Source organism: Bradyrhizobium sp. 1 (assembly GCF_023073315.1).
In the GTDB taxonomy this organism is placed as follows: domain Bacteria; phylum Pseudomonadota; class Alphaproteobacteria; order Rhizobiales; family Xanthobacteraceae; genus Bradyrhizobium.
In genome coordinates, this window is the sequence record NZ_JADPJH010000014.1 from 514,778 (window position 1) to 535,951 (window position 21,174).

Sequence of the window (21,174 nt, forward strand, 5' to 3'; positions counted from 1 at the left end):
ATTGGTCGCTATCAGGACCATTTTGGTTCTAGAAGCGCCGGGCGAGCGTGATGCGGGTCATAAACGGCTTTCTCGGGGCAATCGAGACCGTGCAGCCCCGGTGGAGATGTTTCGCCGCAGGCGCCGCTGTAACAGAAAAGTGCTAGGAGATCGGCTCTTCAGAGCAGGAATTCACATTTTACTTGAAGCGGTTCAGTCGGCGTTCACTTGGGGCCCCGAAGACCCTATAATGATGGCGACGGCCAGAAATGAATTCTCAAGCGAATTCAATATGATGAGGTAGAACCATGACACTTCCGATCGGCACCACCGCCCCTGACTTCGAAGCCGAGACCACCGAAGGGAAGATCAAGTTCCACGACTGGATCGGCAACAGCTGGGCGCTGCTGTTCTCACACCCCAAGGACTTCACGCCGGTTTGCACGACCGAGCTCGGCGCTCTCGCGAAACTGAAGCCGGAATTCGACAAGCGTGGCGTCAAGCTGATGGGTCTCTCGGTTGACCCCGTCGACCGCCATTCCAAATGGTCGGAGGATATCAAGGAGACGCAGGGCGCCGCCCCAAACTTCCCGATGATCGCCGATACCGACTACAACGTCTCCAAGCTCTACGGCATGCTGCCGGCCGCCATCTCGGGCGATCCCCTTGTTCGCACCGCCGCCGACAACCAGACCGTCCGCAACGTCTTCGTCATCGGGCCGGACAAGAAGATCAAGCTGGTGCTGGTCTATCCGATGACCACGGGCCGGAATTTTCAGGAGATCCTGCGCGTCATCGACTCGCTCCAGCTCACCGCCAAGCATCGCGTTGCGACGCCTGCCGACTGGTCGCAGGGTGACGACGTGATCATCGCGGGCTCGGTCTCCAACGACGAGGCCAAGACGATCTACCCGCAGGGCTGGAAGGAACCGAAGCCCTACATCCGCATCGTGCCGCAGCCGAAATAGCGGCTGCTACTACGCCGCCAGGTAAGCAGAAGCCCGGAGCACGCATGTCCTCCGGGTGACCTGCGCATGAAACTTGGCTCAAGTGTCTCGTATATTAAGAACCTGCTCAGCGAGACACGCTTCCGATGATGCCAAGCGCGCGACCCATCATCGTCTGGTTTCGCGATGACCTCCGCCTGTCCGACCACCCTGCCCTCCACGCTGCCGCCAAGACCGGCGCGCCGGTGGTCTGCCTCTACGTGCTGGATGACGCGGCCGGGCGCGCGCCGGGCGGCGCGGCGCGCTGGTGGCTGGCACAGTCGCTGCGGGCGCTCGGCGCCGAGATCGCCACGCGCGGCGGATCGCTGCTCCTGCGCAAGGGACCGGCGGCCAGGGTGATCGCTGAATTGGTGCGCGAAAGCGGCGCCGGCGCCATCTACTGGAACACGATCGCTCAGGCCCCGCATCGGGCCGTGGAGAGACAGCTCGAAGCATCGCTGACAAAGCTCGGCGTGGACTCGCAAAGTTTCCCCGGCGACCTGCTGGTCCCGCCATCGGCGATCCGCAACAAGGAAGGCCGGGGCCTTCGCGTGTTCACACCGTTCTGGCGGCGGGTGCTGGCGCTCGGTGATCCACCCAAGCCGCTGCCTGCGCCGAAGCAGTTGCGCCCGGGTCTGAAGCTCGCCAGCGACACGCTGGAGAGCTGGAAGCTCGAGCCGACCAAGCCCGACTGGGCGGCCGGTCTGCGCGCGCGCTGGACGCCGGGCGAGGCCTCGGCACGCGCCCGCCTGCGCGACTTCCTCAAGCACACCGCGCGCGGTTATGTCGGCGATCGCGACCGTCCGGATCGCGAAGGCACCTCAGGCCTGTCGCCGCACCTGAGGTTCGGCGAGCTCAGCCCGCGCCAGCTCTGGCACGCAGCGCGCTTCGCCGCGGCGGAGAATCCCGCGGTCGGCCCCGGCATCGAAAAGTTTCTGAGCGAGCTCGGCTGGCGCGAATTCTGCCGCCATTTGCTCCACGATCGCCCCGACCTCGCCACCGAAAACCTGCAAACCAATTTTGACGGCTTCCCCTGGAAGGGCGACAACAAAGCGCTTGCCGCCTGGCAGCGCGGGCGCACCGGCTACCCCATTGTCGATGCCGGCCTGCGCGAACTCTGGCACACCGGCGTGATGCACAACCGCGTCCGGATGGTGGTGGCGTCCTTTCTAGTCAAGCATCTCCTGATCGACTGGCGCGATGGCGAGAGCTGGTTCTGGGACACGCTGGTCGATGCGGACGCCGGCAGCAACCCCGCCAATTGGCAATGGGTCGCCGGCTGCGGCGCCGACGCCGCGCCCTATTTCCGCGTGTTCAACCCGACGCTTCAGGGCGAGAAGTTCGACCCTGACGGAACCTATGTCCGGCGCTGGGTGCCGGAGCTGAAAGACGTGCCGGCCAAGCTGATCCACCAGCCCTGGCAGGCGACGCCGATCGAGCTTGCGAGCGCCGGCGTCACGCTCGGCAAGACCTATCCGCAGCCGATCGTCGATCACGCGAAGGGACGCGAGCGCGCGTTAGCTGCCTACGCAAAGATCCGCAAAGCTTGAGCGCTGCTTTGACACAATTATGAAACCCGCTATCGTCATCGCTCCATACAAACCGTGGGGGACGATATGGACGACGAGAAGCCGATCACCGAGCAGGTGATGGAGACGATGACCACCGCCGTGGAAGCGACCAAGGACGCCGCAGTCACTGCCGTCAAGAAGGTGAAGAAGGCCGCCAAGAAGGTCGCGAAGAAAGTAGCGCCGAAGAAGGCGTCCAAGAAGAAAGCCGCCAAGAAGTCTTCGAAGAAGGCTGCAAAGAAGTCGTCGAAGAAAGCAGCCAAGAAGAGCGCGAAGAAGGCGGTGAAGACATCGGCGAAGAAGGCCGCCAAGAAGAAAAAGAAGGCCAAGAAGTCCAAGCGCTGAGCGCAGCGCTTGAAGCAGGTCTCCGGGTGCGCCCGGAGACCTCGCCCGCGACCCCTACCCCTGCTTTTTGGCGGCGCGCCTGCCCGGGTGATGCTTGCCCTGCGGATCGCGAAATTCACTGCGATGGCCGCGCCGGTCTTCGGCATTGAAACGCCGCCGCTTTGCCGGCGAGCCGAACGCCCTGATCACCTTCCTACCGTTGACCTTCTTGATGACGTAACCGCCCTCGGTCATCGAGAACGGCTCCGTCAGTGTTCCCTTGTGGTCGAATTTGGTATCTTGAGGATGGTTGAAGGGTTCGAACCAGGACGGATAGACGAAGTTCGACATCTCGAAACCGCTGACACGGAAGGAGTCCTCCTCCACTGCGTCGCAGACCTCATAAGCATATTGCGTGTTCGGATTCTTGTCGGCCCAGAGATTGGCCATGGGGTCGAGCACCATCTCGAACAGCTCGTGCGAGGCCGCGACGCTGACGGGCTCATCGCCCAGCGCCTTGACGAAGATCTTTGAGATCGGCTGGCCCTGATGCGTGAGCTCGTGGCGCCCGAGCATGTTCTTGTGCGAGACGTCGTCGAAATAGGCCAGCTGCCAATCCGTGGGCTTCGGCTTCTTCGTGACATAGAGGTCAACCGGATAGCCCCACACCGGCATGAAATGCCGGTCGTAGCAGGTCTGGAGCGCCGCGGTGAGCTCGCGCATCATGCGGCCGCTGATCGTCTCCTCCGCGTAATTGATGCAGGCAATCCGGACCGGCTTTAAGGACCTGCCGAGCAGCGCACGTCTCGCCTTTTTCATGGAAATCACCGTTGCGAAAGGGAAGCTGAGATACGCTCAGCTTAACACGGTGTGCGGCGCACGTCAGGGATGTATTCCGACGCACCACCTTGCCCGCCTAGAAGCGCCGGTTGACCACGAACACCGCGGCCGCGCACATCGCCATTCCGGCAATCGCGAGCGCATCGAGCTTCTCGCCGAACAGCAGATAGGCCATCAGCGCCGTGACGGCGGGAACGAGATAAAACAGGCTCGCTACAGACGTCGCCGCGGCGTGGCGGATCAGCCAGTAGAGCAGCCCGATCGATCCGATCGAGAGCGCCACCGCGAGCCAGGCCAGCGCGAACACGAATTCCCGCGTCCAGTGCACCACGCGGTCCTCGAACAGGAAGGCGCCGATTGCAAAGAAGATGGTGACGGCCACGTACTGCACGAGATTGCCGGCGCGCCAGTCGATGTGGTTGCAGTAGCGGCGCTGGTAGAGCGTGCCGAGCGTGATGGAGATCAGCGAGACTACCGAGGCGAGCCAGCCGAGCCCGGCTTCGCCGGTCATGGGACGGTTGTGCAGGATCAGTACCACGCCGCCGAGGCCGAGCACGAGGCCCGTCCACTGCACCGGCGTCACCTTCTCGCCGAGCCAGCGGTTGGCGATGGTCGAGGTCAGGATCGGCTGAAGGCCCGGAATCAGCGCGGAAAGCCCGGCTGGGATCGAATGCGCGATCGCGATTGCGGTGCCGCCGAGATAGAAGCCGTGGACGAGGATGCCTGCGACCGCGCTATGCGCGATGCCGATGCGATCAGGCCATTTCGGCCGCGTGACGCCGGCGATGATCGCCATCAGGCCGACCACGATCGCCATGCGGATGGCGAGATAGGTCAAGGGATCGGCGTTGTGGATGACGTATTTGGTGCCGATGAACCCGGTGCTCCACAGCAGCACGAACAGGATCGGCGCAGCGCGGGCGGTCAGGGCTTCTTGATTATGGTCCATTGCCGCCCTCATTGCCCGAAGGGGGCCGATGCGGCAATGCGAATTTCGGCGGTGCTAGTCGTCCTGGCGATGCTGCGCTGCGACGGGCTCAGCTCAGCCGCTCACCATTCTTCCGGACAGGGATCGATGATCTTCCAGAGATCGACACCGTTCTTGATCTTCTTCATGTCGGTGGTGAGCCCGCCATTGCGGCGGATCCATTCTTTCACCGTATCAGGGTAGTAGGACATCAAGTCGGACGTCCCTTCCGAACTGGTGACCTTGATGCCGAAGGTGAAGGCCTTGTCGTAATAGGCCTGGTGGAAGCCGAGGCTGGCGCGCGGCGTCACGCAGATCTTGTTCATCGGCACGATGCCGAGCACGAGCGTGCAGGCCGAGTTGCAGATGCCGTCGATGATGACCCGCTCGCCCTTCTCGCGGATGCGCTTGTACTTGGTCTTGTATTCTTCGACATAGCCGCCGTGGTCGCGGGTGATATGCAGCTCGGCCCGCGCCGGCGTGGCGGCGGCGAGGCAGAGCAACAGCAGGCTCAGAAGCGTGATGCGCATGGCGAGGTGACGGCGACAGCCTTCAGGAATGGACCGGCCTAAGGACCCCCAAGGGCCGGCAACAGGATTCTTAACCGAAGTCTCTTTGGTCACACTTGTGTGGGGAATTCCTTAAGCATCCCGAAAAGGCCAAAAATGGGCAGGCCGGGACGGCCCTTCCGGCAATTCTGTCACACCCACCCGGGAATCTGCGGGATTGGCCCCGTTTTCCGTGCGCCTGACGGGTGCCCCGCCCGCCCGAAATGGCTATAGATGGCTGACTTATTCGCGCGGGTTCCGGAGAATCGAGATGAGCACGTTGAAGCTTGTAGCCACGGTTGCTGCCCTGTCGGCTGCAATCCTATCCCCCAGCCTTGCCGAGGCGCGGGGGCATCACCGGTACCACCGCTACGCCAACCCGCTGCCCTACCCGATCAGCTACGTCCACAATTACGGCCCCGGCATCGCTCCGGGTACCTTCGCCTTTTACGACGGCCCGTCGACCAACCATTGCTACCAGAGCGCGGCCGCCTATGTCGGCCAGGACCGCCGCCGGCACCCCTGCTTTTGAGGGGCGCAGGCAAGTCCTTTGGGGGCATCCCTATCTAGGGGCGCCCGACATCAGCAATTGTTTCTCGATCTCGTAGGCCGGCAGCTTGACGAGGTCCTTGCCGACCTCGCCCTGAAGCACCTTGCGCCCGTCGCACACGACCAGCCAGTCACTCTTATCCAGTCTCATCTTGTCCATTGCACAGCTCCAGGCATCTTGTGAGCCTGCCCTTCGAATTCTAGAAAGACTGGCCACGACGACAAGATTAGAGGCAAAGCAGCGCCAGTGGATTGCGCGGATCAAGGATGGCGGCGGTGTCGTGCGGAGCAACGCCAGCGCAGACGCAGGATTGGTCACGCGCGCAAACCTGGGATAGTCTGGGGGAGTGAGAGGTCAGGACTGCGGCGGCGGCTAGCTGAAGATTTGTTCATCAGCATTACATTTCGGGACCGCCACAATTTGATCAGAACAACTTCGATATCCTGTATTGCGTAAGCAGAGGAAGACATCATGAAGCTTAAGATTGGCCTCGTCGCCGCATCCCTGTTCGGTGCCATCATGGCATCGCCGGCGGCGTCCGCCATGCCCATCGCGCCCGCACCTGCGGTCCCGCAGGTCTCCGACGTCGAGCAGGTCCGTCTGGTCTGCGACGCCTGGGGACGCTGTTTCCGGCGCCCGAACTATTATGGATACTACGGCGCCCCGGCGCCGTATTACGGCCCCCGATACTATGGGCCCCGCTATTACGGCCCTCGCTATTACGGGCCACGCTATCGCCGCTGGTGATTTCTGAAGGGGCCTTTCGGGCCCCTTCGCTTTTGCGAGATGCGGACGGCGATGCTCTCGCGATCTGGAGCGGCTCCAAAACTGATCCAGATCAAGGACGACGAGCACCGTCCCGTCATGCTGCGCCGATGGCGGATCTTATTGTTTTCCGATGCCCCCAGACAGGCATGAATGTGCAGACGCATCTGGAGAAGCAGCAGAGACCCGAAGGGCGCCGCTTCGAGTCCTTCGCCTGCCCCGCTTGCACACGCCTGCATTTCATTGATCTCGCCTCCGGCCAGCCGATGAGCCGAGACCGTTGAGAGTGACATCGATCTGCCGCGCAGCGTGGCATGATGTCCGCAATACTACGGCCAGGAATCCAGTTTACTGAATCGTCATGTTTCGCCATTGATGGCGACGTACCGACGTTCATTTCACTGTCACATTTCAGCACCCGGCCAGACGCATGTTCTTCGACGCTCTCGCCCCCTCTTCCGCACTTCAGTTGGTCCAGTTCGCCGATGTCGACGCGTTTCGGCCGGCCGAGCAGCTGGAGGATGCCCGGAGCATTCCCCTCGACGTCGCGAATTTCGCGGCAGCCCGCGCGGTCGTGAACCTGCCGGGGTGCCGGATCATCGTGGCACGCTCGTTTGCGCGCATCCTGGAGACCACCTATCGCGCGCCGGGTGGCATGGTGATCCTGCCGATGACCGACGATCTGCGGGCCTCCTCGAGCGGGATAGATCTCGACTCGCGCATCTTCATCGCCTTGCGCGGCAACCATCATTGCCATTTCGTCGAGCATCAGACCAATTACCACGCGCTGATCATGTTTTCACCCGCACTGCGGGATCGCGGCTGGTTCGATCGCGCCGATGCATTGTGGGTTCGCATCGCAGACCCGGCTGCTCATCTTCATGCCCGACAGCTCGTGCTCGATATCCTGAGGACCGCGTCTGTAAACCCGCACATGTTCGAAGCCAGAGAGGTCGCCGCCCACCTCCAGGAAGGCCTGCTGCTCGCCTTCGACGACCTGTTTCAAATTGACCCGATGTCGGCGCGCAGCGCCCCGAGTGCAGGCGCGCGATCCACCAAACTCGTGCAGCAGATCGACGACTACGTCGCGGCCTATCCGACCTCACCGATCTATACCGCCAATCTCGCCGACGAATTCGGCGTCTCGGTCCGGACTCTCAGTGGAGCGGTGGCCAAGGTGCGCGGCATGAGCCTGCATCAATACATCCGCCTGAAGCGACTGTGGGCGACCCGCACCCAGCTCCTCAGGACCAGTGGCGCATCGGTTGCGACCTGCGCACGCGCCCAGGGTTTTCATCACTTGGGCGAGTTCGCCTCAGCCTACCGCGCGACCTTCCATGAGGCGCCCTCGGACACGCTGGCTCGGGGGCGACAGACCGGTTTTCCCGCGAGCTGACATCCTAAGCAGGCGCCTCGAATGCCACCGATCGCGCGGTAGGCCGCCATGGAACCTGTGCTTCCGGATGGCGTTACCAAGCCAGTGTGTCGCCAAATCCAGCCTCCACACAGAACACCCCGCGCATCCAAGGCGTGGGGTTTTTCTCGCCTTCGTTATCGATCCAGGGGAAAGCATGTCCATCAGCCGCAATGTACTGTTCTTGATTATTGGCGCTCTGATCGTCACGGCAGGCGTGCTGGGCTACAATCTTTACCAGACGAAAAAGCAACCCGACGGCGTGCAGATCAACGTCGGTCCGAATGGAATGAAGATCCAGGGCAAGTAGGCGGGCCTTGCGGATTGCATCGGCCGGGCTCGAAGCTCCGGCCTTGCAAATGGCGCGCTCGGAAGGATTCGAACCTCCGGCCCTCGGAATCGAAATCCGATGCTCTATCCAGCTGAGCTACGAGCGCCCTGGCCCGGCAGACGGGCCGTCACCGAACGCCACCCGACGGTGCTGGACAGCCATCACCGGGCGGCGTTCGGACGCGTTCGAATTAGCAGAGAGGCTGGCCAATAAAAAGCCCTATCCGCCTCCATCGAGGCGGGCCAAGGGCGGGCCTCACCAGGTGGTGTTGAACAGGCCAAAATGCGGCTGCTGCGCCACCAGCATCATCGGCTGACCGCGCTGCGGCGCCGGATGCGCCCTGGCGACCTTGCGCTTGGGCTGAGCCGGAGCAGCCTGAGGGATCTGCGCTTGAGCCTGCTGGGCCTGAATCTGCGGCTTCGCCTCGGCCTTCCTGGCTGAGGCGGTGTCGACCTTCAAATTGGGCGTGAACTGGGCAAACGTCTCGCGCACCCGCGCCTTCGCCGACATCTCGGCAAGGGCCGGCGACGCAGCGTCATGCACCGGAGGCTGAGGCGCAGCGACAGCTGCGGTCTTCATCACGGGCGCGGCGATCGTGGGCTGGCTGGTGTCGAGCACGACCCGCTCGGGCAGATGGCGATCGGACCGGATCCGGATCAGCGGCTGGTCGTTGCTTGCGGTCGCGACCGCTTGCGCAACGGGTGACGCCGGCACAACGTAGTTCACCGCGAACAGCAGTGTGAGCAGGGCTCCACCGACAAAGACGAAATACCGAAAGATGGGCATTGGCCACGCTCCGCCCCCCGCATCCCCGCGTGGGCTCTTCGCCTTAACAGGCGATACTCTAATTGGTTCCGACACCCAGCCATTGGTTCAAATGGCAACGCCAAGTTTTTCGGCCAAGACCCAAGGACAGTAACTTTTCCGCTACTGGAAAACGCCGCCCTCTATGCGCGCCGTGCTGCAACCAGCGAACACTTCGCCTGATCGGCATTCACGTTGATGAAGCCGACGGGAACGCGCGCAAAGGTCTTGCGGCTCTTCATGGTTACCGTCTCGGCCAGCACGCGGCTGCGGTCGGTGAGATGACTGCCATCGCGTCGTGCGAATGCGCAAACGATCTCCAGATCCTTTACGGCATAGTCATTGTCGTTTCGCAGTGTGAACGTCACCAGCGCCTTGGAGCCGAGGCCACCGCGGCGCCAGGTCTGCGATGAAATCTTGAGACGATCGAGCTCGGCGGAAGCCTGAGCCTGGGCGATCGGAGAGGCCGCAGCTGCCGCATCGCCAAGGGCAGCCGGTTCGATGGCTGCCACGTCCGGCTTCACCGGCTCAGTGGCGTTGCCTTTGGAGGGGGGCAGCAGCATCCAGACGCCGCATCCGACGATGATCACCGCCAGCAGCGACAACAGGCTTCGGCCAAAAGAGACGCTCGCGACCGTCACGGCCCGCGCGAAGCGCTCACCGATCCCGGCGAAACGTCCTAGCCCTATCAGGTCAAGCCTGGCGTTCATGGCGATGTCACCGATGGTGGCCGAACAGGTTCGACGACGGATTTAGCCACTGCTTACCTTAATCCGGCGGACGAACTAAGGTTCCCGCGCTTCATGCGAGTCGGCAAGGACGGTGGCGACCACTGCCTGGGGCCGCTAACATGCGCCGCAACATCAAAGACCCCGTTGGGAGAACATGAAATGCCAGTCGTCGTCACTTGGGATCACGTCCATCTGCGCAGCCCCGATCCGGAGGCCACGGCAGCTTGGCTGCAGGACATCCTCGGTGGCGAGGTCGTGCGTGCGCCGGGACGCATCGACGTGAATCTTGGCGGCGCGAAAATCTTCATCGCACCGCTCGAGGGCGACAACGCCGTCAACCCGCCGCCGCCGCACCCGCATCAGGGCCTCGACCATTTCGGACTGACGGTGAAGGACATCGACGCCGTCGCAGCCGAGATCAAGGCCAAAGGCGTCACCTTCACGCGCGAGCCGACCACACTCCGGCCGGGCGTGCGCATCTGTTTCATCCGCGGCCCCGAAGGCATCTCCATCGAGCTGCTCGAGCGCGACAAGAAATACACCTAACGCGGCGCGAGCCGCATCAGGCAACAGCGAGGCCAGCCGGCGTGCCGTCTGGCCCGCTTAAGTCATGCTACCGGGCATAAAGCATCGGATGGTCACGCCCATGTAGCCGTAGATCGGCCACACCATGGTACGCCCAACCCGGTTCGGCTCAGAGATCACGGCCTCCTCGGGCACGTCGACCCAGACCAGCTCCTGCTGCTGACCGTCGAGCACGTAGCCCAGGCGCGGGACGCGGACACGAAAGTGTCCGTCCTTGCTGTCCCAGTCGGAGTCCGAGAGCGCCGATCCGTCGGCATCCGAGCAGCATGGCCCCTTGCCGCTTCGCAGGCCGTCGAACCAGGCCTTCAATTCGGCATTGGTGTTGACGAACTGGCCGCGGTCGCGCGCGTGCCCCAAAGGGGCTGCGAGCGCCACAAGAGCCATGGCGCAAGCCAGCCTCGTCACGCTTCGCCGGCGTGTCGCGTTGCCTATCCTCCATTTTTCGCTTTTGCATTTCGTGGAACGCGCACTGTACAGACGCGGCTTATTGCCGCCGGAATCGATCCAGTTGCTCACGTTTGTCTTGCTCCAGCACCCCGCGGCTAGTGCAACAATGGTTATGCATGTTGCGGGCCAACTCTGATTCGCAACTGTCAGCCTCGCCTCATGATGAGACAGTCATACGTGCGTCATAGACAAGCGGGGGCAATTACGGTTTCAAGACTTGCCAACCGCAAACTGCCACGTTGCGCCAGGGGATGCGCTTTGGCATAAAAGTGCTACCGGTTACGCCATTGGGCGATGGCGGCCGGCCCCGGGACGTTATGAAGAACGGCCTCTATTCGATTCACGTCAACCTGCTCGATGGTCGAACAGGCAAGGGCAGCGGCGTGATTCTTTTCCGCGACGGCAAGATCCTCGGCGGCGATGCCTACCTTTATTACAGCGGCAGCTACGTGGTGAAGGACGACCACACCTTCAAAGGCGAGGTGCTGGTGCAACGGCACACCTCGCCGAGAGGCAACGACAATCCCCTGTTCGGCGGCCCTGCCCCGGTCGGCATCGGCGTCAGCGGGACCTACACGGATACGCGCGCGGAGATGACGGGCACCGCCCTCGTCGGCAAGGCCAGCCTGATTTTCAACGCGACCCTGCACAAGCTCGCCGAAGCTGACTAGGGGACGGAACTATTCCGCAGCCTGCTCGAGCGGCGCGGTGCGAGGCAGGATGATCTGGATGCGCGTCCCCTCGCCTTGCTCTGAATCGAGATCGAGTCGTCCGCCGAGCCGGTTGGTGACGATGCTGTAGACGATGTGCAGCCCGAGGCCCGTGCCGCCTTGATCGCGCCTGGTGGTAAAGAACGGATCGAAGGCGCGGCGGCGGACGTCGAGCGACATGCCGCAGCCATTGTCAGCGAAGATGATCTCGACATTGTCCTTGCCGGACTCGCGAACCTGGATGTCGATGATCCCCGGACGTCCGTCCGGAAATGCGTGCGCCACCGAATTGAGGAACAGATTGGTCAGCACCTGGCCATACGGGCCGGGATAGCTGTTCATGGTGAGGCTCGGCTGGCACTCGACATTGAGAGTCAGATTGTGTTTGCGCAGACCCGGCCGCAGGCTCATCACCACCTGCTCGGTGAGGTCGCCGAGATCGAATGAGCGCTGGTCCGAATAATTGCGGTCGGCCGCGACCTGCTTGAACGACTGGATCAGCTCGGCGGCGCGGTTGAGATTGGAGACCAGCTGCGAGGACGCATCGCGACTGGTGCTGAGGAACTCGTTGAGGGTGGAGCGGCGAAGCTCGCCGCGCTCCACTTCCGACGTGAACATCGCCGTCTTGCGCTCCAGTGCGGAGGCGACCGTGAGGCTGATGCCGACGGGGTTGTTGACCTCATGCGCCACGCCGGCAACGAGGCGCCCGAGCGCAGCGAGCTTCTCCGCCTCGATCAGCGAGGCCTGGGTCTCGCGCAGATTGCGCAGCGCCGTCTCGGCGGATTCCTTGGCCTTGCGCATCTCCTGCTCGCCGCGCTTGCGCTCGCCGATGTCGAGCGCCACGGTCACGATCCGCTCGATCTCGCCCTCGGTATCGAGCAGCGGCAGCTTGTTGACCAGCCATTGCCGCATGTTGCCGGAGGAATCCTTGTACTCCTCCTCGTAGAAGCCGAGCCCCCTGCGCAAATTCAGCACGCGCTTGTCGTTCTCGTCGGTCTTGGCCGCGCCATAGCGCGACATCAAATCGGCGGTGGTGCGGCCAAGCGCATCTCCGGGCTCGATGCCGAAGATGCCCGCCATGTAGCGGTTCATCAAGACATATCGCAGGTCGCGGTCCTTGACGTTGATGACCGCGGGCACGGTGTCGATAACCTGCTGGAGCAGCCGCCGTCCTTCCGCGATGGCGTCTTCCGCCCGCTTCTGGTCGGTGATGTCGCGCAGCGTACCCTCGTAGCGGACGATGTTGCCCGCCTCGTCCCGCACGCCGGTGGCACTGTCGGAGAGCCACAGGATGTTGCCGCTGCGCTGGCGCACCTGATACTCGAACTCGCGCACGATGCCATCGCGCGTCATCAGCCGCTGATATTCGAGCCGCGCCTCGGGGTGGACGTAGATCGTGTGGGCGATGTCGTTGATGCTGTCGATCAGCTGCTTGGGGCTGTCATAGCCCATCATCCGCGCCAGCGCCGGATTGGCGTTGAGGAGGTCGCCGGACGGCGTCGTGACGTAGATGCCGTCGACCGAACCCTCGAACAGTTTTCGGTAGCTCTCTTCGGCCAACCGCTGCTCGGTGAGCGCGCGCACCGCCGCCTCGCGGGCGGTGTCGGCCTCCTCCAGCGCGCGGCGGAACACTTCGGCGGCGCGAGCGATGTCGCCGATCTCGTTGTCGAGATCGGCGGACGGGATCGAGGTGTCTTTCTCGCCGGCGGCGAGCGCGCGGATCGACCTTGCGATCTTTGCCAGCGGCCGAACCGTTCGTCGCACCACGAAGGCGGCCGCGACCATGCCGATCAGCACGCCGATGGTCCCGAACACAATGCTCTGCCATCGCGCCTCGGTCAGCGTGCGGGCGAAATCGCGCGACAGCACGTGACCGCGACGGGCAGAGACCTCGCGCAGCAACTCGGTGACGCGGCCGATCAGCCGGCCCTCGGTGCCCAGCACCTCGCGGTCGATGTCGGCGATCTGCCGCTCCCGGACCGCGACCGCGATGATGGCGTCGGCGTAGTCGTTCACGGCCGCCCTCAATCTGGCATCCGGGATGTCCATCGTCCGCATGTTCTGCGCGGCCTGCTCCGCCGCCGACGGGTTGCGCGCGAGCAGCCCGAGCGCGATCCGGCTCTGCGCCTCGGACAGGCGGGAGGCCAGCCCGCGGTCCGCGGTGGCTCCGACGGCCGCATCGAACTGGTCACGCAACGGCGGCAGGCCGGCGAGCAGCTGGGCGCGGCGGTCGATCAGGGTCGAGATCCGCTCGAGCCCATTGCGATAGGTCGCAAGGCGCTCGGTGACGCCGTCGATCATGTCCTGCTGCTCGGGCGCGAGCTCGATGCGGGTCTTCTTCAGGATGTCGCTCAGCGTCGAAGCCGCCTCGCCCACCTGCTTGAACTGGATGCCGGCGCCGGGATCGGTCACGAAGTCGCGGGCGGCGAGCCGCAGCTCGTTCATACGGCGGTCGATGTCCTCGGCGAGATCGCCGACGCTCTGGAGCCGCTGCAATTCGGCGAATGTCGTGTCGATGTGCCGGATCGCGATCACGCTCGCGGTCGAGGTGACGATGATCACCGCCAGCACCAGAAGGAAGCTGCCGAAGGTGAGCTGGCCGATGGAGAGCGAGAATGTTCGCTTTTTCTCAGGGATCGGCGTCAATTCGGCGGACATCTGGCTTTGAGGACCGGGCTGCAGGAGGCCCAATATACGACGTATTGCGGCCCCGGGGGAACATGCCTGGAGCCGCCGAATACCTTTATATTGAGGTGCTCGCCGTTTCCGATTATGACGTTTTGACGCCGGCCCGCTGCCGGGCCGGGATGGTCATGGCGGCGACGCCGAGGACGACGCAGGCAAGCCCGATCCAGGCGGTCTGGTTCAAGCTTTCCCCGAGGAAGGCGACGCTAATGCCAACCCCGATGGGCACGCGGAGATAGGCCTGCGCGGTGGTGCCGACCGAGCCCAGCGTCTGGATCAGGCGGAAGTAGATTGCGAAGGCGGCCGCGGTCGAGAACACGGCAAGCGCCAGGAGCGCCAGCACCGAGCTCAGCGAAGGCGACAGGGTCCAGGGGTGCTCGACCACGAGCGAGGCCGGAATCAGCGCGGCCGCGCCGGCCAGCAGCGAGCCGGCGGCGGGCGCCATGGGATCGAGGCCTTTGAAACTGCGACCGAAGATCGCGGCGCAGGCATAGCAGATGGTGGCGACCACAATCGCCGCCTCCGCGACCAGGCCGCCGCCGAGGTCGTGAAAGGCATCGACGCCGACAATCAGCAGGATGCCCGCCATGCCCGCCACGACCCCGAACAGCTTTCGCGGGCTCGTCGTCTCGTGGCGGGTGATGACCGCGGTGAGCAGGAAGGTGAAGATCGGCCCGGCCGAGTTGAGGATGGTGGCGAGCGACGCATCGACGTAGCGCTCGCCCCAGGCGATCAGCGTCCAGGGGATGACGCTGTTGAGCACGGCCTGAAAGGCGAAGCGCTGCCATGTCGCGGCATCCGTCGGCATGCTGACGCCGCGCGCCCGCATCACGACGAGCAGCAAGAGGCCTGCAATGGACGTGCGCGCCGCGATCAGCGTGATCGGCGGGATGGTGGCGACGCCGAGCTTGATGAAGGTATAGGAGCCGCCCCACAGCGTTGCGAGCGCGACCAGCAGCGCCAGTTCGACGGCGATGGTGGTGTCCTGCCGGTTGTCCATTGTACGTCCCGTCCATGCCGCGATGGATGGAACCTAGCGCGCCCACAGCCGGCGATACTTCGCTGAGTATCGAAGTGTGCTAGCCGACCGCGCCGACCTCGAACACCTCGCCGTCATAGCCGGCTTCACGGGGGATGCGGAGCTGGCGGCCGGTCTCGGTCTTGGTCATCACCGGCATCACCGTGACGACGGACATGCCCTTGGCATGATCGAGCGCGGCGCTCACGCTGCCTTGCTTCGCAAGCCGGATCAAATTGCGCGTGGTCGGAAACGGCAGCTTGAAGCGGCCGCTCTCGCCACCCTCCACCGCTTCGCGCGGCGACACCCAGATCGAATCGGTGGACTCCCGACCGTCATGGGCACCGAGCTGATCGGGCGGTGCCGCCGCGAGGAAGAACCAGGTGTCGAACCGCTTCGGCATGCCCTCCGGCGTGATCCAGTGCGCGTAAGGCACGAGCGTGTCGAGCGCGAGCTGGAGGTCATTGTCGGAGAGAATGCTGAGGAAGCTGATCTTATGCTCGTTGAGCGCGACGCGATGCGCATCTGCGATCTCGCCCGCGCGGTTCGCATCAATCGGCGTATCCGAACCCTTGGGGCGCGCCAGCAGGATGCCGCTTTCCTCGAACGTCTCGCGGATCGCGGCGATACGAAAGCCGCGCTCCGATTCGCTCAGGGCCTCGCCGCCCGAATACAGGTCGGACCGCTTGACGATCTCCTGATCGCCGGCATCGACACTGCCGCCCGGAAACACCAGCGCGCCCGAGTTGAACTCGATCTGATGATGGCGGACCATCATGAAGACCTCAACCTCCTTGGCGCCGTCACGGAGCAGGAGGATCGTCGAGGCCGGGCGTGATGCTGATGTCTCCGGCATTCGACTAACCCGCGGCGCTGGATTGCGGGCCGAGATTGGCGCGCTTGTCGATGCGGGCGACGCGCGACAGCAAATACTCGACTTCGGCCTTCGCCGTCGGCGTGATGGTCGCGCCGGGCTTGCGCTGGGCGCTGGAGGAGATGATGCCGCGCTTCTGGAGCACGTATTTGCGCACGGCAAGGCCCGCACCCGGCTGCTGTTCGTAACGGATCAGCGGCAGATGGGCGTCGAACAGATCATGCGCGGCATCGCGCTTGCCGGCCTTGGAGAGGTTCACGACGTCGATCAGAAGCTCCGGGAAAGCATAGCCGGTCATGGCACCGTCGGCGCCGCGCTCCATCTCGAAGTCCAGGAACGTGCCGCCATTGCCGCAGAGGATCGAGAGCGGGCGGAGCGAGCCGTCCTTCTGGAAGCCGCGCAGGGTCGTGATCTTCTCGAGGCCCGGCCAGTCCTCATGCTTGAGCATCACGCAATTTGCATTGTCCATGACGATCTTGCGGATCACCGCAGGCGTGAAGATCACCGACAAGGTCAGCGGATAGTCCTGGAGCACCCAGGGTACATCCGGCCCGATCGCCTCCGCCGCCTGCTTGTAATAGCCGACGATCTGGTCGTCGGTGCGGAGCGACGGCGGCGGCGCGATCATGACGCCGGCCGCGCCTGCGTCCATGGACGCTTTCGCCAGCGAACGCATGGTGGCAAAGCCGGGCGCGGAGACGCCGACGATCACCTGCATTGTCTTGGCGCGCTTGACGAAGCGCACCGCGACCTGCTCGGCCTCGACGGCGTCGAGCTTCGGCGCCTCACCGAGGATGCCGAGCACGGTCACGCCGTCGCAGCCGACCTCCTCGTAGAAATCGGTCAGGCGGTCGATCGAGCGTTCGTCGATCCGTCCGTCATCGTGGAACGGCGTCGGCGCGATTGCGAAGGTGCCCTTGGCGTCGGCGGTCAGTTTCATTGGGTCTCTCTGTCCTATCGTCTATCGTCATTCCGGGCTCGCGACTGCGTCGCGCCCGGAATGACAGCTAGCCTAAAACCTCCGCGCGCCCATCTTGATCTGCTCCTCGGAGAAGAAGATCTCCTCGGCATGCTCAGCGATGTCCCGGGCGTTCCAGCCCGTGTGCGGCGGTTTCCAGCCGTCCATTTCCATCATCCGCATTTCGCGTACGCCGCGGGGCCCGGACACGCCCAGCACCTTACCGGTCTGGTCGCCCGACAAGTCGCTGACCATGTATAGCACGGCCGGGGCGATGCCGTCCGGCCCCAGCGCCGCGCCGGGGTTCTCCTTATAGCGGGGCAGGTCTGCGGTCATGCGGGTCAGGGCGCCCGGGGCCAGCGTCCAGATCCGGATGTTGTATTTCCGGCCCTCGATCGCCAGCACGTTGGAGAGGCCCCAGATGCCGCCCTTGGCCGCGCCGTAATTGCTCTGGCCGAAATTGCCGATCAGCCCTGATGTCGAGGAGGTGTTGACGATGACACCGCCGCCATTTTCCCGCATCCAGCGAAACACCGGCATGGTGCAACAAAAGGTACCCTTGAGGTGGACCTTGATGACCTTGTCCCAGTCGGATTCGGAGGCCTTCGAGAAGGTCTGGTCACGCAGGATACCGGCATTGTTGACGAGGATGTCAGCGCGGCCGAAATGCTTGATGGCATCGTCGAAGAGAGATTGTCCGCCCTCCATGCTGGAGATGTCGGCACCGTTGGCGACGGCCTTGCCGCCCTCGGCCTTGATCGCGTCGACCACCGTCTGCGCCATCGATTTGTCGGCGCCGGATCCGTCACGGGGGCCGCCGAGATCGTTGACGACGACCGAGGCCCCTTCCCGCGCGAACAGTTTTGCATAGGCCTCACCGAGCCCGCCGCCCGCGCCGGTGATCAACGCAACCTTGCCGTCGAGTAGTCCCATGGTGGCTTCTCCCTGTTTGTTTTTATTCTCGTGTCCCGGACGCGATGTAGCGTGCAACGCTGCGTCGCAGAGCCGGGAGCCAGTTTCTTTGCCCCGGGCGCACTCTGGGCCCCGGCTCAGCAGCGCACCACTACGTGCTGCGCTGCGTCCGGGGCACGAGACCGACCTAACCCAGCACCGTCTTCCCGTTCCTGATCACCGTGACGCCGCGCGCCTTCACCTTGGCTTCGAACGAGATCACGCCGCCGTCCTTCCAGAGGTCCATGGTCACGGTCTCGCCGGGATAGACCGGCGAAGAAAACCGCGCGACGTGCTGGCGGAAAGCGCTCGCGTCATAGTCGGCATAGGTTTGCAGCACACCACGGCAGGTGATGCCGTAGGTGCACATGCCGTGCAGGATCGGGCGCGGGAAGCCGGCCTTCTTGGCAAACTCCGGATCAGAGTGCAACGGGTTGCGGTCGCCGCAGAGGCGATAGACCAGCGCCTGGTCGGGACGCGTGACGATGTCGATGGTCTTGTCGGGCGCGCGCGAGGGGATCTTGTGCGGATCGGGCTGGGTCAGGTTCGGCCCGCCAAAACCGCCGTCGCCGCGGGCGAAACGCGAGGCGACCAGCGTCGCGAGCTTCTCGCCCTTCTCGTTCTTGAGCACGGTCTGGTGAGCGATGACGACGCCCTTGTCCTTGCCCTTGTCGTAGACCTCGATAACGGAAGAGTCGGCGGTGATGTGCGCGGCCACCGGCAGCGGCTGGTGGAAGGTGATGTCGCGCTCGCCGTCGACCACCATGACGCGGTTGAGATTCATTTCGCCGGGGCCCGAGCCCCAGGATGCGACGGAGGCAAAGGTCGGCACCACCTTGAGCGGCCGCGGCGTCAGCGTGCCCTCGTTGACGAAGGCGAGCTCGTTCTCGTCCATGGGATCGGCGCCGAGGCCGATGCCGTAGGCATAGAGCATCACTTCGCGATCGCCGTAGGCGTATTTCTGGCCAATGTTTTTCAGGCCTTTGAGTTCTTCGTATCTGGCGGACATTTTTCTGGTTTCCTCCCGGAGATCACCGGCGCTCATTGATGCGCCCTCTCCCCTTGTGGGAGAGGGCTGCGAGGTACCGGCCACATACGCGTTTGGGTGAGGGGTTGCTTCCTCATCGAAAGCTCTCTGCGCGAAGAGATACCCCTCATCCGGCGCTTCGCGCCACCTTCTCCCACAAGGGGAGAAGGGAAGAATTTAGGCCGGCGTGAAGAACGGCAGCGGTGCACCATCGGTCGGCTTGAACACCACCTTCACCTTCTGGCCGATCTTGAGCTTCTCCAGATCGCAGTCGACGAAGTTGGTCTGCAGCGACGGCCCTTCCTTCAGCGTGACGTAACCGATGGCATAAGGACCCGTCGGCGACTTCCGCATCAGGCTCCAGGTGTAAATCGTGCCCTCGCCCGAAGCCTCCTCCCACACCGTCTTGTCCGAATAGCAGAACGGGCAGATCGAGCGCGGGAAGTAATGCGCTTCGCCGCACGCCGTGCAGCGCTTGATCATGAACTTGCCCTGCTTGGCCGCGTCCCAGAACGCGGCGGTCTCCGGATTGGTCACCGGTGCCGGATATTTTTTTGCATCTGCCATCACACGCGCTCCAGAATGGCCGTCGAGGCGGCGTGGCGAACACCCAGAAGGCCGCCGGTGCCGTGGGCGATGGCGAGATCGCAGTTCTTGACCTGCACCTTCGGATGCGCCTCGCCGCGCAGCTGCCGCACGGCTTCGAGGATCTTGGTCATGCCGCCACGGTTGACGGGATGGTTGCTGCACAGCCCACCGCCGTCGGTGTTGAACGGCAGCTTGCCGACGCCCGAGATCAGGTTGCCGTCGGCGACAAACTTTCCGCCCTCGCCCTTCTTGCAGAAGCCGAGGTCCTCGAGCTGCATCAGCACCGTGATGGTGAAGCTGTCGTAGATGGAAGCGTATTTGATGTCCTTCGGCGTGATACCGGCTTCCTCGAACGCGCGCGGGCCGGACCAGATTCCGGCGGAGTAAGTGAGATCGAGATCCTTGCCGCCGCGCGGGCCCTTCATGGCTTCGCCATGGCCGATCAGCTTGACCAGAGGTTTCTTCAGGCTCCTGGCGATCTCCGGCGTGGTCACGATCAGCGCGCCGCCGCCGTCGGAGACGACGCAGCAATCCATCCGATGCAGGGGATCGGAGATCATCGGCGAGTTCAGCACGTCCTCGACGGTGACGACGTCCTTGAGCATCGCATGCGGATTGTATTGCGCGTGATGGGAGGCCGCGACCTTGATCCAGGCGAGCTGCTCGCTGGTGGTGCCATAGTCGTGCATATGGCGCATGGCACACATGCCATAGGCATTGTGCGTGGTCGCGCCGTAAGCGGTCTCGAAATCGGCTTCGGCGCCCTGTGCCCGCGGCGGCATCGCGCCGGTGCGCGGCTTGCCGGCAAGCGTGATCAGCGCGATCGAGCACTTGCCCGCCGCGATCGCCTCAGCGGCATGGCCGAGATGGATGATATAGGAACAGCCGCCGGTCTCGGTGGAATCGACGTGACGGAGCTTTTTGGTGTTCAGCCCGAGATAATCGACCATCGGCCAGGCGCCGCCGGGCGCATCGCCGGCGCAGAAATAAGCGTCGATGTCGTCCTTGCTGATCCCGGCATCCTCGATCGCGCCCTTGGCGACCTCGGCATGGAGCTGCGCGGTGGATTTGTCCGGCGCATGCCGGGTCGGGTGTTCGAAAATCCCGGCAATGTAGGCCTTGCCCTTGATGGTCAAATAAGGTCTCCGCTGGCGTGTCTTCTTGCCCGTTTTTTCTGAACCCCGGTGGCTTGATTGGCAAGCGAGTAAATATTCCGTCGGGCGAGAGGGCAGCCGGTCGGCGCAAGTGGGCCGATGCTCTCGTGTCCCGGACGCGCTGCAACGCGTCAGCGTTGCTGCGCAGAGCCGGGACCCATGGGCCGCGAGCTCGGGTGCGACGTGGGCCTCGGCTCTGCAGCGCACCGCTAAGGCGCGCCGCGCTGCGTCCGGGGCACGAGAGCCTGCTTAGCCGACACACCTCCGCCTCCTCGCGGCAGATCCTGCCCGAGCCATGTTTCCGTCTTGCTCCCCTGTCGAAACAGAGGGCGCAGGGAAGACCGGGTGCCGGCCGGGCACCCACGGTCCA

The 21,174-nt window shown here is 63.9% G+C and carries 23 protein-coding genes, 1 tRNA gene and 1 pseudogene; 9 read left to right on the forward strand and 16 right to left on the reverse strand.

The window, feature by feature from the left end; translation table 11 throughout:
• Positions 1-287: 287 nt before the first annotated feature.
• The 3 genes from IVB29_RS11140 (at position 288) to IVB29_RS11150 (ending at position 2,878) form a co-directional block, all read left to right on the forward strand.
• On the forward strand, positions 288-947 hold the full coding sequence (locus IVB29_RS11140) for a peroxiredoxin (RefSeq protein ID WP_247503426.1): 660 nt from the start codon (positions 288-290) through the stop codon (positions 945-947).
• Between the two features lie 128 nt (positions 948-1,075).
• The gene (locus IVB29_RS11145; protein ID WP_247503535.1) at positions 1,076-2,515 is read left to right on the forward strand and encodes a deoxyribodipyrimidine photo-lyase; all 1,440 of its coding nucleotides are present in this window, start codon (positions 1,076-1,078) and stop codon (positions 2,513-2,515) included.
• A gap of 66 nt (positions 2,516-2,581) precedes the next feature.
• Complete coding sequence (locus tag IVB29_RS11150) at positions 2,582-2,878, forward strand: histone (RefSeq protein WP_247503427.1); 297 nt, start codon at positions 2,582-2,584, stop codon at positions 2,876-2,878.
• A gap of 54 nt (positions 2,879-2,932) precedes the next feature.
• Here the strand turns inward: IVB29_RS11150 and IVB29_RS11155 are convergent, their stop codons facing one another.
• The 3 genes from IVB29_RS11155 to IVB29_RS11165 all read right to left on the reverse strand — a co-directional run bounded on the left by IVB29_RS11155 (position 2,933) and on the right by IVB29_RS11165 (position 5,194).
• Positions 2,933-3,676: a hypothetical protein gene (locus IVB29_RS11155; RefSeq protein ID WP_247503428.1), complete on the reverse strand. Its 744-nt coding sequence runs from the start codon at positions 3,674-3,676 to the stop codon at positions 2,933-2,935.
• Positions 3,677-3,773: 97 nt separating this feature from the next.
• Positions 3,774-4,646: a DMT family transporter gene (locus tag IVB29_RS11160; RefSeq protein WP_247503429.1), complete on the reverse strand. Its 873-nt coding sequence runs from the start codon at positions 4,644-4,646 to the stop codon at positions 3,774-3,776.
• A gap of 101 nt (positions 4,647-4,747) precedes the next feature.
• Positions 4,748-5,194 carry a hypothetical protein gene (locus IVB29_RS11165; protein ID WP_247503430.1) on the reverse strand — a complete coding sequence of 149 codons (447 nt, stop codon included), beginning with the start codon at positions 5,192-5,194 and terminating at the stop codon, positions 4,748-4,750.
• A gap of 289 nt (positions 5,195-5,483) precedes the next feature.
• Between IVB29_RS11165 and IVB29_RS11170 the strand changes: the two genes are divergently transcribed.
• Positions 5,484-5,744, forward strand: a complete 261-nt coding sequence (locus tag IVB29_RS11170) for a hypothetical protein (protein WP_247503431.1) — start codon at positions 5,484-5,486, stop codon at positions 5,742-5,744.
• A 30-nt stretch (positions 5,745-5,774) separates the two neighbouring features.
• Here IVB29_RS11170 and IVB29_RS11175 read toward each other — a convergent pair.
• Positions 5,775-5,870: pseudogene (locus IVB29_RS11175) on the reverse strand (host attachment protein); the annotation flags it as partial.
• Positions 5,871-6,233: 363 nt separating this feature from the next.
• On the opposite strand from IVB29_RS11175, the gene IVB29_RS11180 reads away from it, so the two are divergent.
• The 3 genes from IVB29_RS11180 (at position 6,234) to IVB29_RS11190 (ending at position 8,251) form a co-directional block, all read left to right on the forward strand.
• Positions 6,234-6,509 (forward strand): hypothetical protein, encoded by a 276-nt coding sequence (locus IVB29_RS11180; protein WP_247503433.1) that lies wholly within the window; start codon positions 6,234-6,236, stop codon positions 6,507-6,509.
• Between the two features lie 448 nt (positions 6,510-6,957).
• A complete protein-coding gene (locus IVB29_RS11185; RefSeq protein WP_247503434.1) occupies positions 6,958-7,923 on the forward strand; it encodes a helix-turn-helix domain-containing protein in 966 nt (321 codons plus the stop codon).
• Positions 7,924-8,098: 175 nt separating this feature from the next.
• A complete protein-coding gene (locus IVB29_RS11190) occupies positions 8,099-8,251 on the forward strand; it encodes a hypothetical protein (protein WP_247503435.1) in 153 nt (50 codons plus the stop codon).
• A gap of 50 nt (positions 8,252-8,301) precedes the next feature.
• Here IVB29_RS11190 and IVB29_RS11195 read toward each other — a convergent pair.
• The 3 genes from IVB29_RS11195 to IVB29_RS11205 form a co-directional block, all read right to left on the reverse strand.
• Positions 8,302-8,378 (reverse strand) — tRNA-Arg (locus tag IVB29_RS11195).
• A 149-nt stretch (positions 8,379-8,527) separates the two neighbouring features.
• Positions 8,528-9,058, reverse strand: a complete 531-nt coding sequence (locus tag IVB29_RS11200) for a hypothetical protein (protein WP_247503436.1) — start codon at positions 9,056-9,058, stop codon at positions 8,528-8,530.
• 161 nt (positions 9,059-9,219) lie between these two features.
• Complete coding sequence (locus IVB29_RS11205; RefSeq protein ID WP_247503437.1) at positions 9,220-9,786, reverse strand: hypothetical protein; 567 nt, start codon at positions 9,784-9,786, stop codon at positions 9,220-9,222.
• A 180-nt stretch (positions 9,787-9,966) separates the two neighbouring features.
• On the opposite strand from IVB29_RS11205, the gene IVB29_RS11210 reads away from it, so the two are divergent.
• Positions 9,967-10,353 carry a VOC family protein gene (locus IVB29_RS11210; protein ID WP_247503438.1) on the forward strand — a complete coding sequence of 129 codons (387 nt, stop codon included), beginning with the start codon at positions 9,967-9,969 and terminating at the stop codon, positions 10,351-10,353.
• 57 nt (positions 10,354-10,410) lie between these two features.
• Here IVB29_RS11210 and IVB29_RS11215 read toward each other — a convergent pair whose 3' ends face one another.
• Positions 10,411-10,908, reverse strand: coding sequence for a hypothetical protein (locus IVB29_RS11215; protein ID WP_247503439.1), 498 nt, complete (start codon positions 10,906-10,908; stop codon positions 10,411-10,413).
• Between the two features lie 248 nt (positions 10,909-11,156).
• On the opposite strand from IVB29_RS11215, the gene IVB29_RS11220 reads away from it, so the two are divergent.
• Entirely contained in the window at positions 11,157-11,510 is a 354-nt protein-coding gene (locus tag IVB29_RS11220) for a GrlR family regulatory protein (protein ID WP_247503440.1), read from the forward strand.
• Positions 11,511-11,519: 9 nt separating this feature from the next.
• On the opposite strand, the gene IVB29_RS11225 is transcribed toward IVB29_RS11220, so the two are convergent.
• From IVB29_RS11225 to IVB29_RS11260, 8 genes are all read right to left on the reverse strand, one after another.
• Positions 11,520-14,207: a PAS domain S-box protein gene (locus IVB29_RS11225; RefSeq protein WP_247503441.1), complete on the reverse strand. Its 2,688-nt coding sequence runs from the start codon at positions 14,205-14,207 to the stop codon at positions 11,520-11,522.
• 112 nt (positions 14,208-14,319) lie between these two features.
• Positions 14,320-15,234, reverse strand: a complete 915-nt coding sequence (locus IVB29_RS11230) for a DMT family transporter (protein WP_247503442.1) — start codon at positions 15,232-15,234, stop codon at positions 14,320-14,322.
• Positions 15,235-15,313: 79 nt separating this feature from the next.
• Positions 15,314-16,108, reverse strand: a complete 795-nt coding sequence (locus IVB29_RS11235) for an NUDIX domain-containing protein (protein ID WP_247503443.1) — start codon at positions 16,106-16,108, stop codon at positions 15,314-15,316.
• Between the two features lie 4 nt (positions 16,109-16,112).
• Entirely contained in the window at positions 16,113-17,066 is a 954-nt protein-coding gene (locus IVB29_RS11240) for a dihydrodipicolinate synthase family protein (protein WP_247503444.1), read from the reverse strand.
• A 72-nt stretch (positions 17,067-17,138) separates the two neighbouring features.
• Entirely contained in the window at positions 17,139-18,017 is an 879-nt protein-coding gene (locus tag IVB29_RS11245; protein WP_247503445.1) for an SDR family oxidoreductase, read from the reverse strand.
• A gap of 166 nt (positions 18,018-18,183) precedes the next feature.
• A complete protein-coding gene (locus tag IVB29_RS11250) occupies positions 18,184-19,044 on the reverse strand; it encodes a MaoC family dehydratase (protein ID WP_247503446.1) in 861 nt (286 codons plus the stop codon).
• A 195-nt stretch (positions 19,045-19,239) separates the two neighbouring features.
• A complete protein-coding gene (locus tag IVB29_RS11255) occupies positions 19,240-19,629 on the reverse strand; it encodes an OB-fold domain-containing protein (RefSeq protein WP_247503447.1) in 390 nt (129 codons plus the stop codon).
• The gene (locus tag IVB29_RS11260) at positions 19,629-20,786 is read right to left on the reverse strand and encodes a thiolase domain-containing protein (protein ID WP_247503448.1); all 1,158 of its coding nucleotides are present in this window, start codon (positions 20,784-20,786) and stop codon (positions 19,629-19,631) included. Before IVB29_RS11260 ends, IVB29_RS11255 begins: the two co-directional genes overlap by 1 nt.
• Positions 20,787-21,174 lie beyond the last annotated feature (388 nt).

What these genes read in the sequence shown, in the direction of transcription:
- IVB29_RS11240 (WP_247503444.1), bottom strand. Translation starts at nt 17,066, where the DNA reads ATGAAACTGACCGCCGACGCCAAGGGCACCTTCGCAATCGCGCCGACG.
- IVB29_RS11255 (WP_247503447.1), bottom strand. Translation starts at nt 19,629, where the DNA reads ATGGCAGATGCAAAAAAATATCCGGCACCGGTGACCAATCCGGAGACC.
- IVB29_RS11165 (WP_247503430.1), bottom strand. Translation starts at nt 5,194, where the DNA reads ATGCGCATCACGCTTCTGAGCCTGCTGTTGCTCTGCCTCGCCGCCGCC.
- IVB29_RS11245 (WP_247503445.1), bottom strand. Translation starts at nt 18,017, where the DNA reads ATGGGACTACTCGACGGCAAGGTTGCGTTGATCACCGGCGCGGGCGGC.
- IVB29_RS11160 (WP_247503429.1), bottom strand. Translation starts at nt 4,646, where the DNA reads ATGGACCATAATCAAGAAGCCCTGACCGCCCGCGCTGCGCCGATCCTG.
- IVB29_RS11170 (WP_247503431.1), top strand. Translation starts at nt 5,484, where the DNA reads ATGAGCACGTTGAAGCTTGTAGCCACGGTTGCTGCCCTGTCGGCTGCA.
- IVB29_RS11140 (WP_247503426.1), top strand. Translation starts at nt 288, where the DNA reads ATGACACTTCCGATCGGCACCACCGCCCCTGACTTCGAAGCCGAGACC.
- IVB29_RS11150 (WP_247503427.1), top strand. Translation starts at nt 2,582, where the DNA reads ATGGACGACGAGAAGCCGATCACCGAGCAGGTGATGGAGACGATGACC.
- IVB29_RS11155 (WP_247503428.1), bottom strand. Translation starts at nt 3,676, where the DNA reads ATGAAAAAGGCGAGACGTGCGCTGCTCGGCAGGTCCTTAAAGCCGGTC.
- IVB29_RS11205 (WP_247503437.1), bottom strand. Translation starts at nt 9,786, where the DNA reads ATGAACGCCAGGCTTGACCTGATAGGGCTAGGACGTTTCGCCGGGATC.
- IVB29_RS11225 (WP_247503441.1), bottom strand. Translation starts at nt 14,207, where the DNA reads ATGTCCGCCGAATTGACGCCGATCCCTGAGAAAAAGCGAACATTCTCG.
- IVB29_RS11220 (WP_247503440.1), top strand. Translation starts at nt 11,157, where the DNA reads ATGAAGAACGGCCTCTATTCGATTCACGTCAACCTGCTCGATGGTCGA.
- IVB29_RS11185 (WP_247503434.1), top strand. Translation starts at nt 6,958, where the DNA reads ATGTTCTTCGACGCTCTCGCCCCCTCTTCCGCACTTCAGTTGGTCCAG.
- IVB29_RS11230 (WP_247503442.1), bottom strand. Translation starts at nt 15,234, where the DNA reads ATGGACAACCGGCAGGACACCACCATCGCCGTCGAACTGGCGCTGCTG.
- IVB29_RS11145 (WP_247503535.1), top strand. Translation starts at nt 1,076, where the DNA reads ATGCCAAGCGCGCGACCCATCATCGTCTGGTTTCGCGATGACCTCCGC.
- IVB29_RS11250 (WP_247503446.1), bottom strand. Translation starts at nt 19,044, where the DNA reads ATGTCCGCCAGATACGAAGAACTCAAAGGCCTGAAAAACATTGGCCAG.
- IVB29_RS11200 (WP_247503436.1), bottom strand. Translation starts at nt 9,058, where the DNA reads ATGCCCATCTTTCGGTATTTCGTCTTTGTCGGTGGAGCCCTGCTCACA.
- IVB29_RS11180 (WP_247503433.1), top strand. Translation starts at nt 6,234, where the DNA reads ATGAAGCTTAAGATTGGCCTCGTCGCCGCATCCCTGTTCGGTGCCATC.
- IVB29_RS11210 (WP_247503438.1), top strand. Translation starts at nt 9,967, where the DNA reads ATGCCAGTCGTCGTCACTTGGGATCACGTCCATCTGCGCAGCCCCGAT.
- IVB29_RS11235 (WP_247503443.1), bottom strand. Translation starts at nt 16,108, where the DNA reads ATGCCGGAGACATCAGCATCACGCCCGGCCTCGACGATCCTCCTGCTC.
- IVB29_RS11190 (WP_247503435.1), top strand. Translation starts at nt 8,099, where the DNA reads ATGTCCATCAGCCGCAATGTACTGTTCTTGATTATTGGCGCTCTGATC.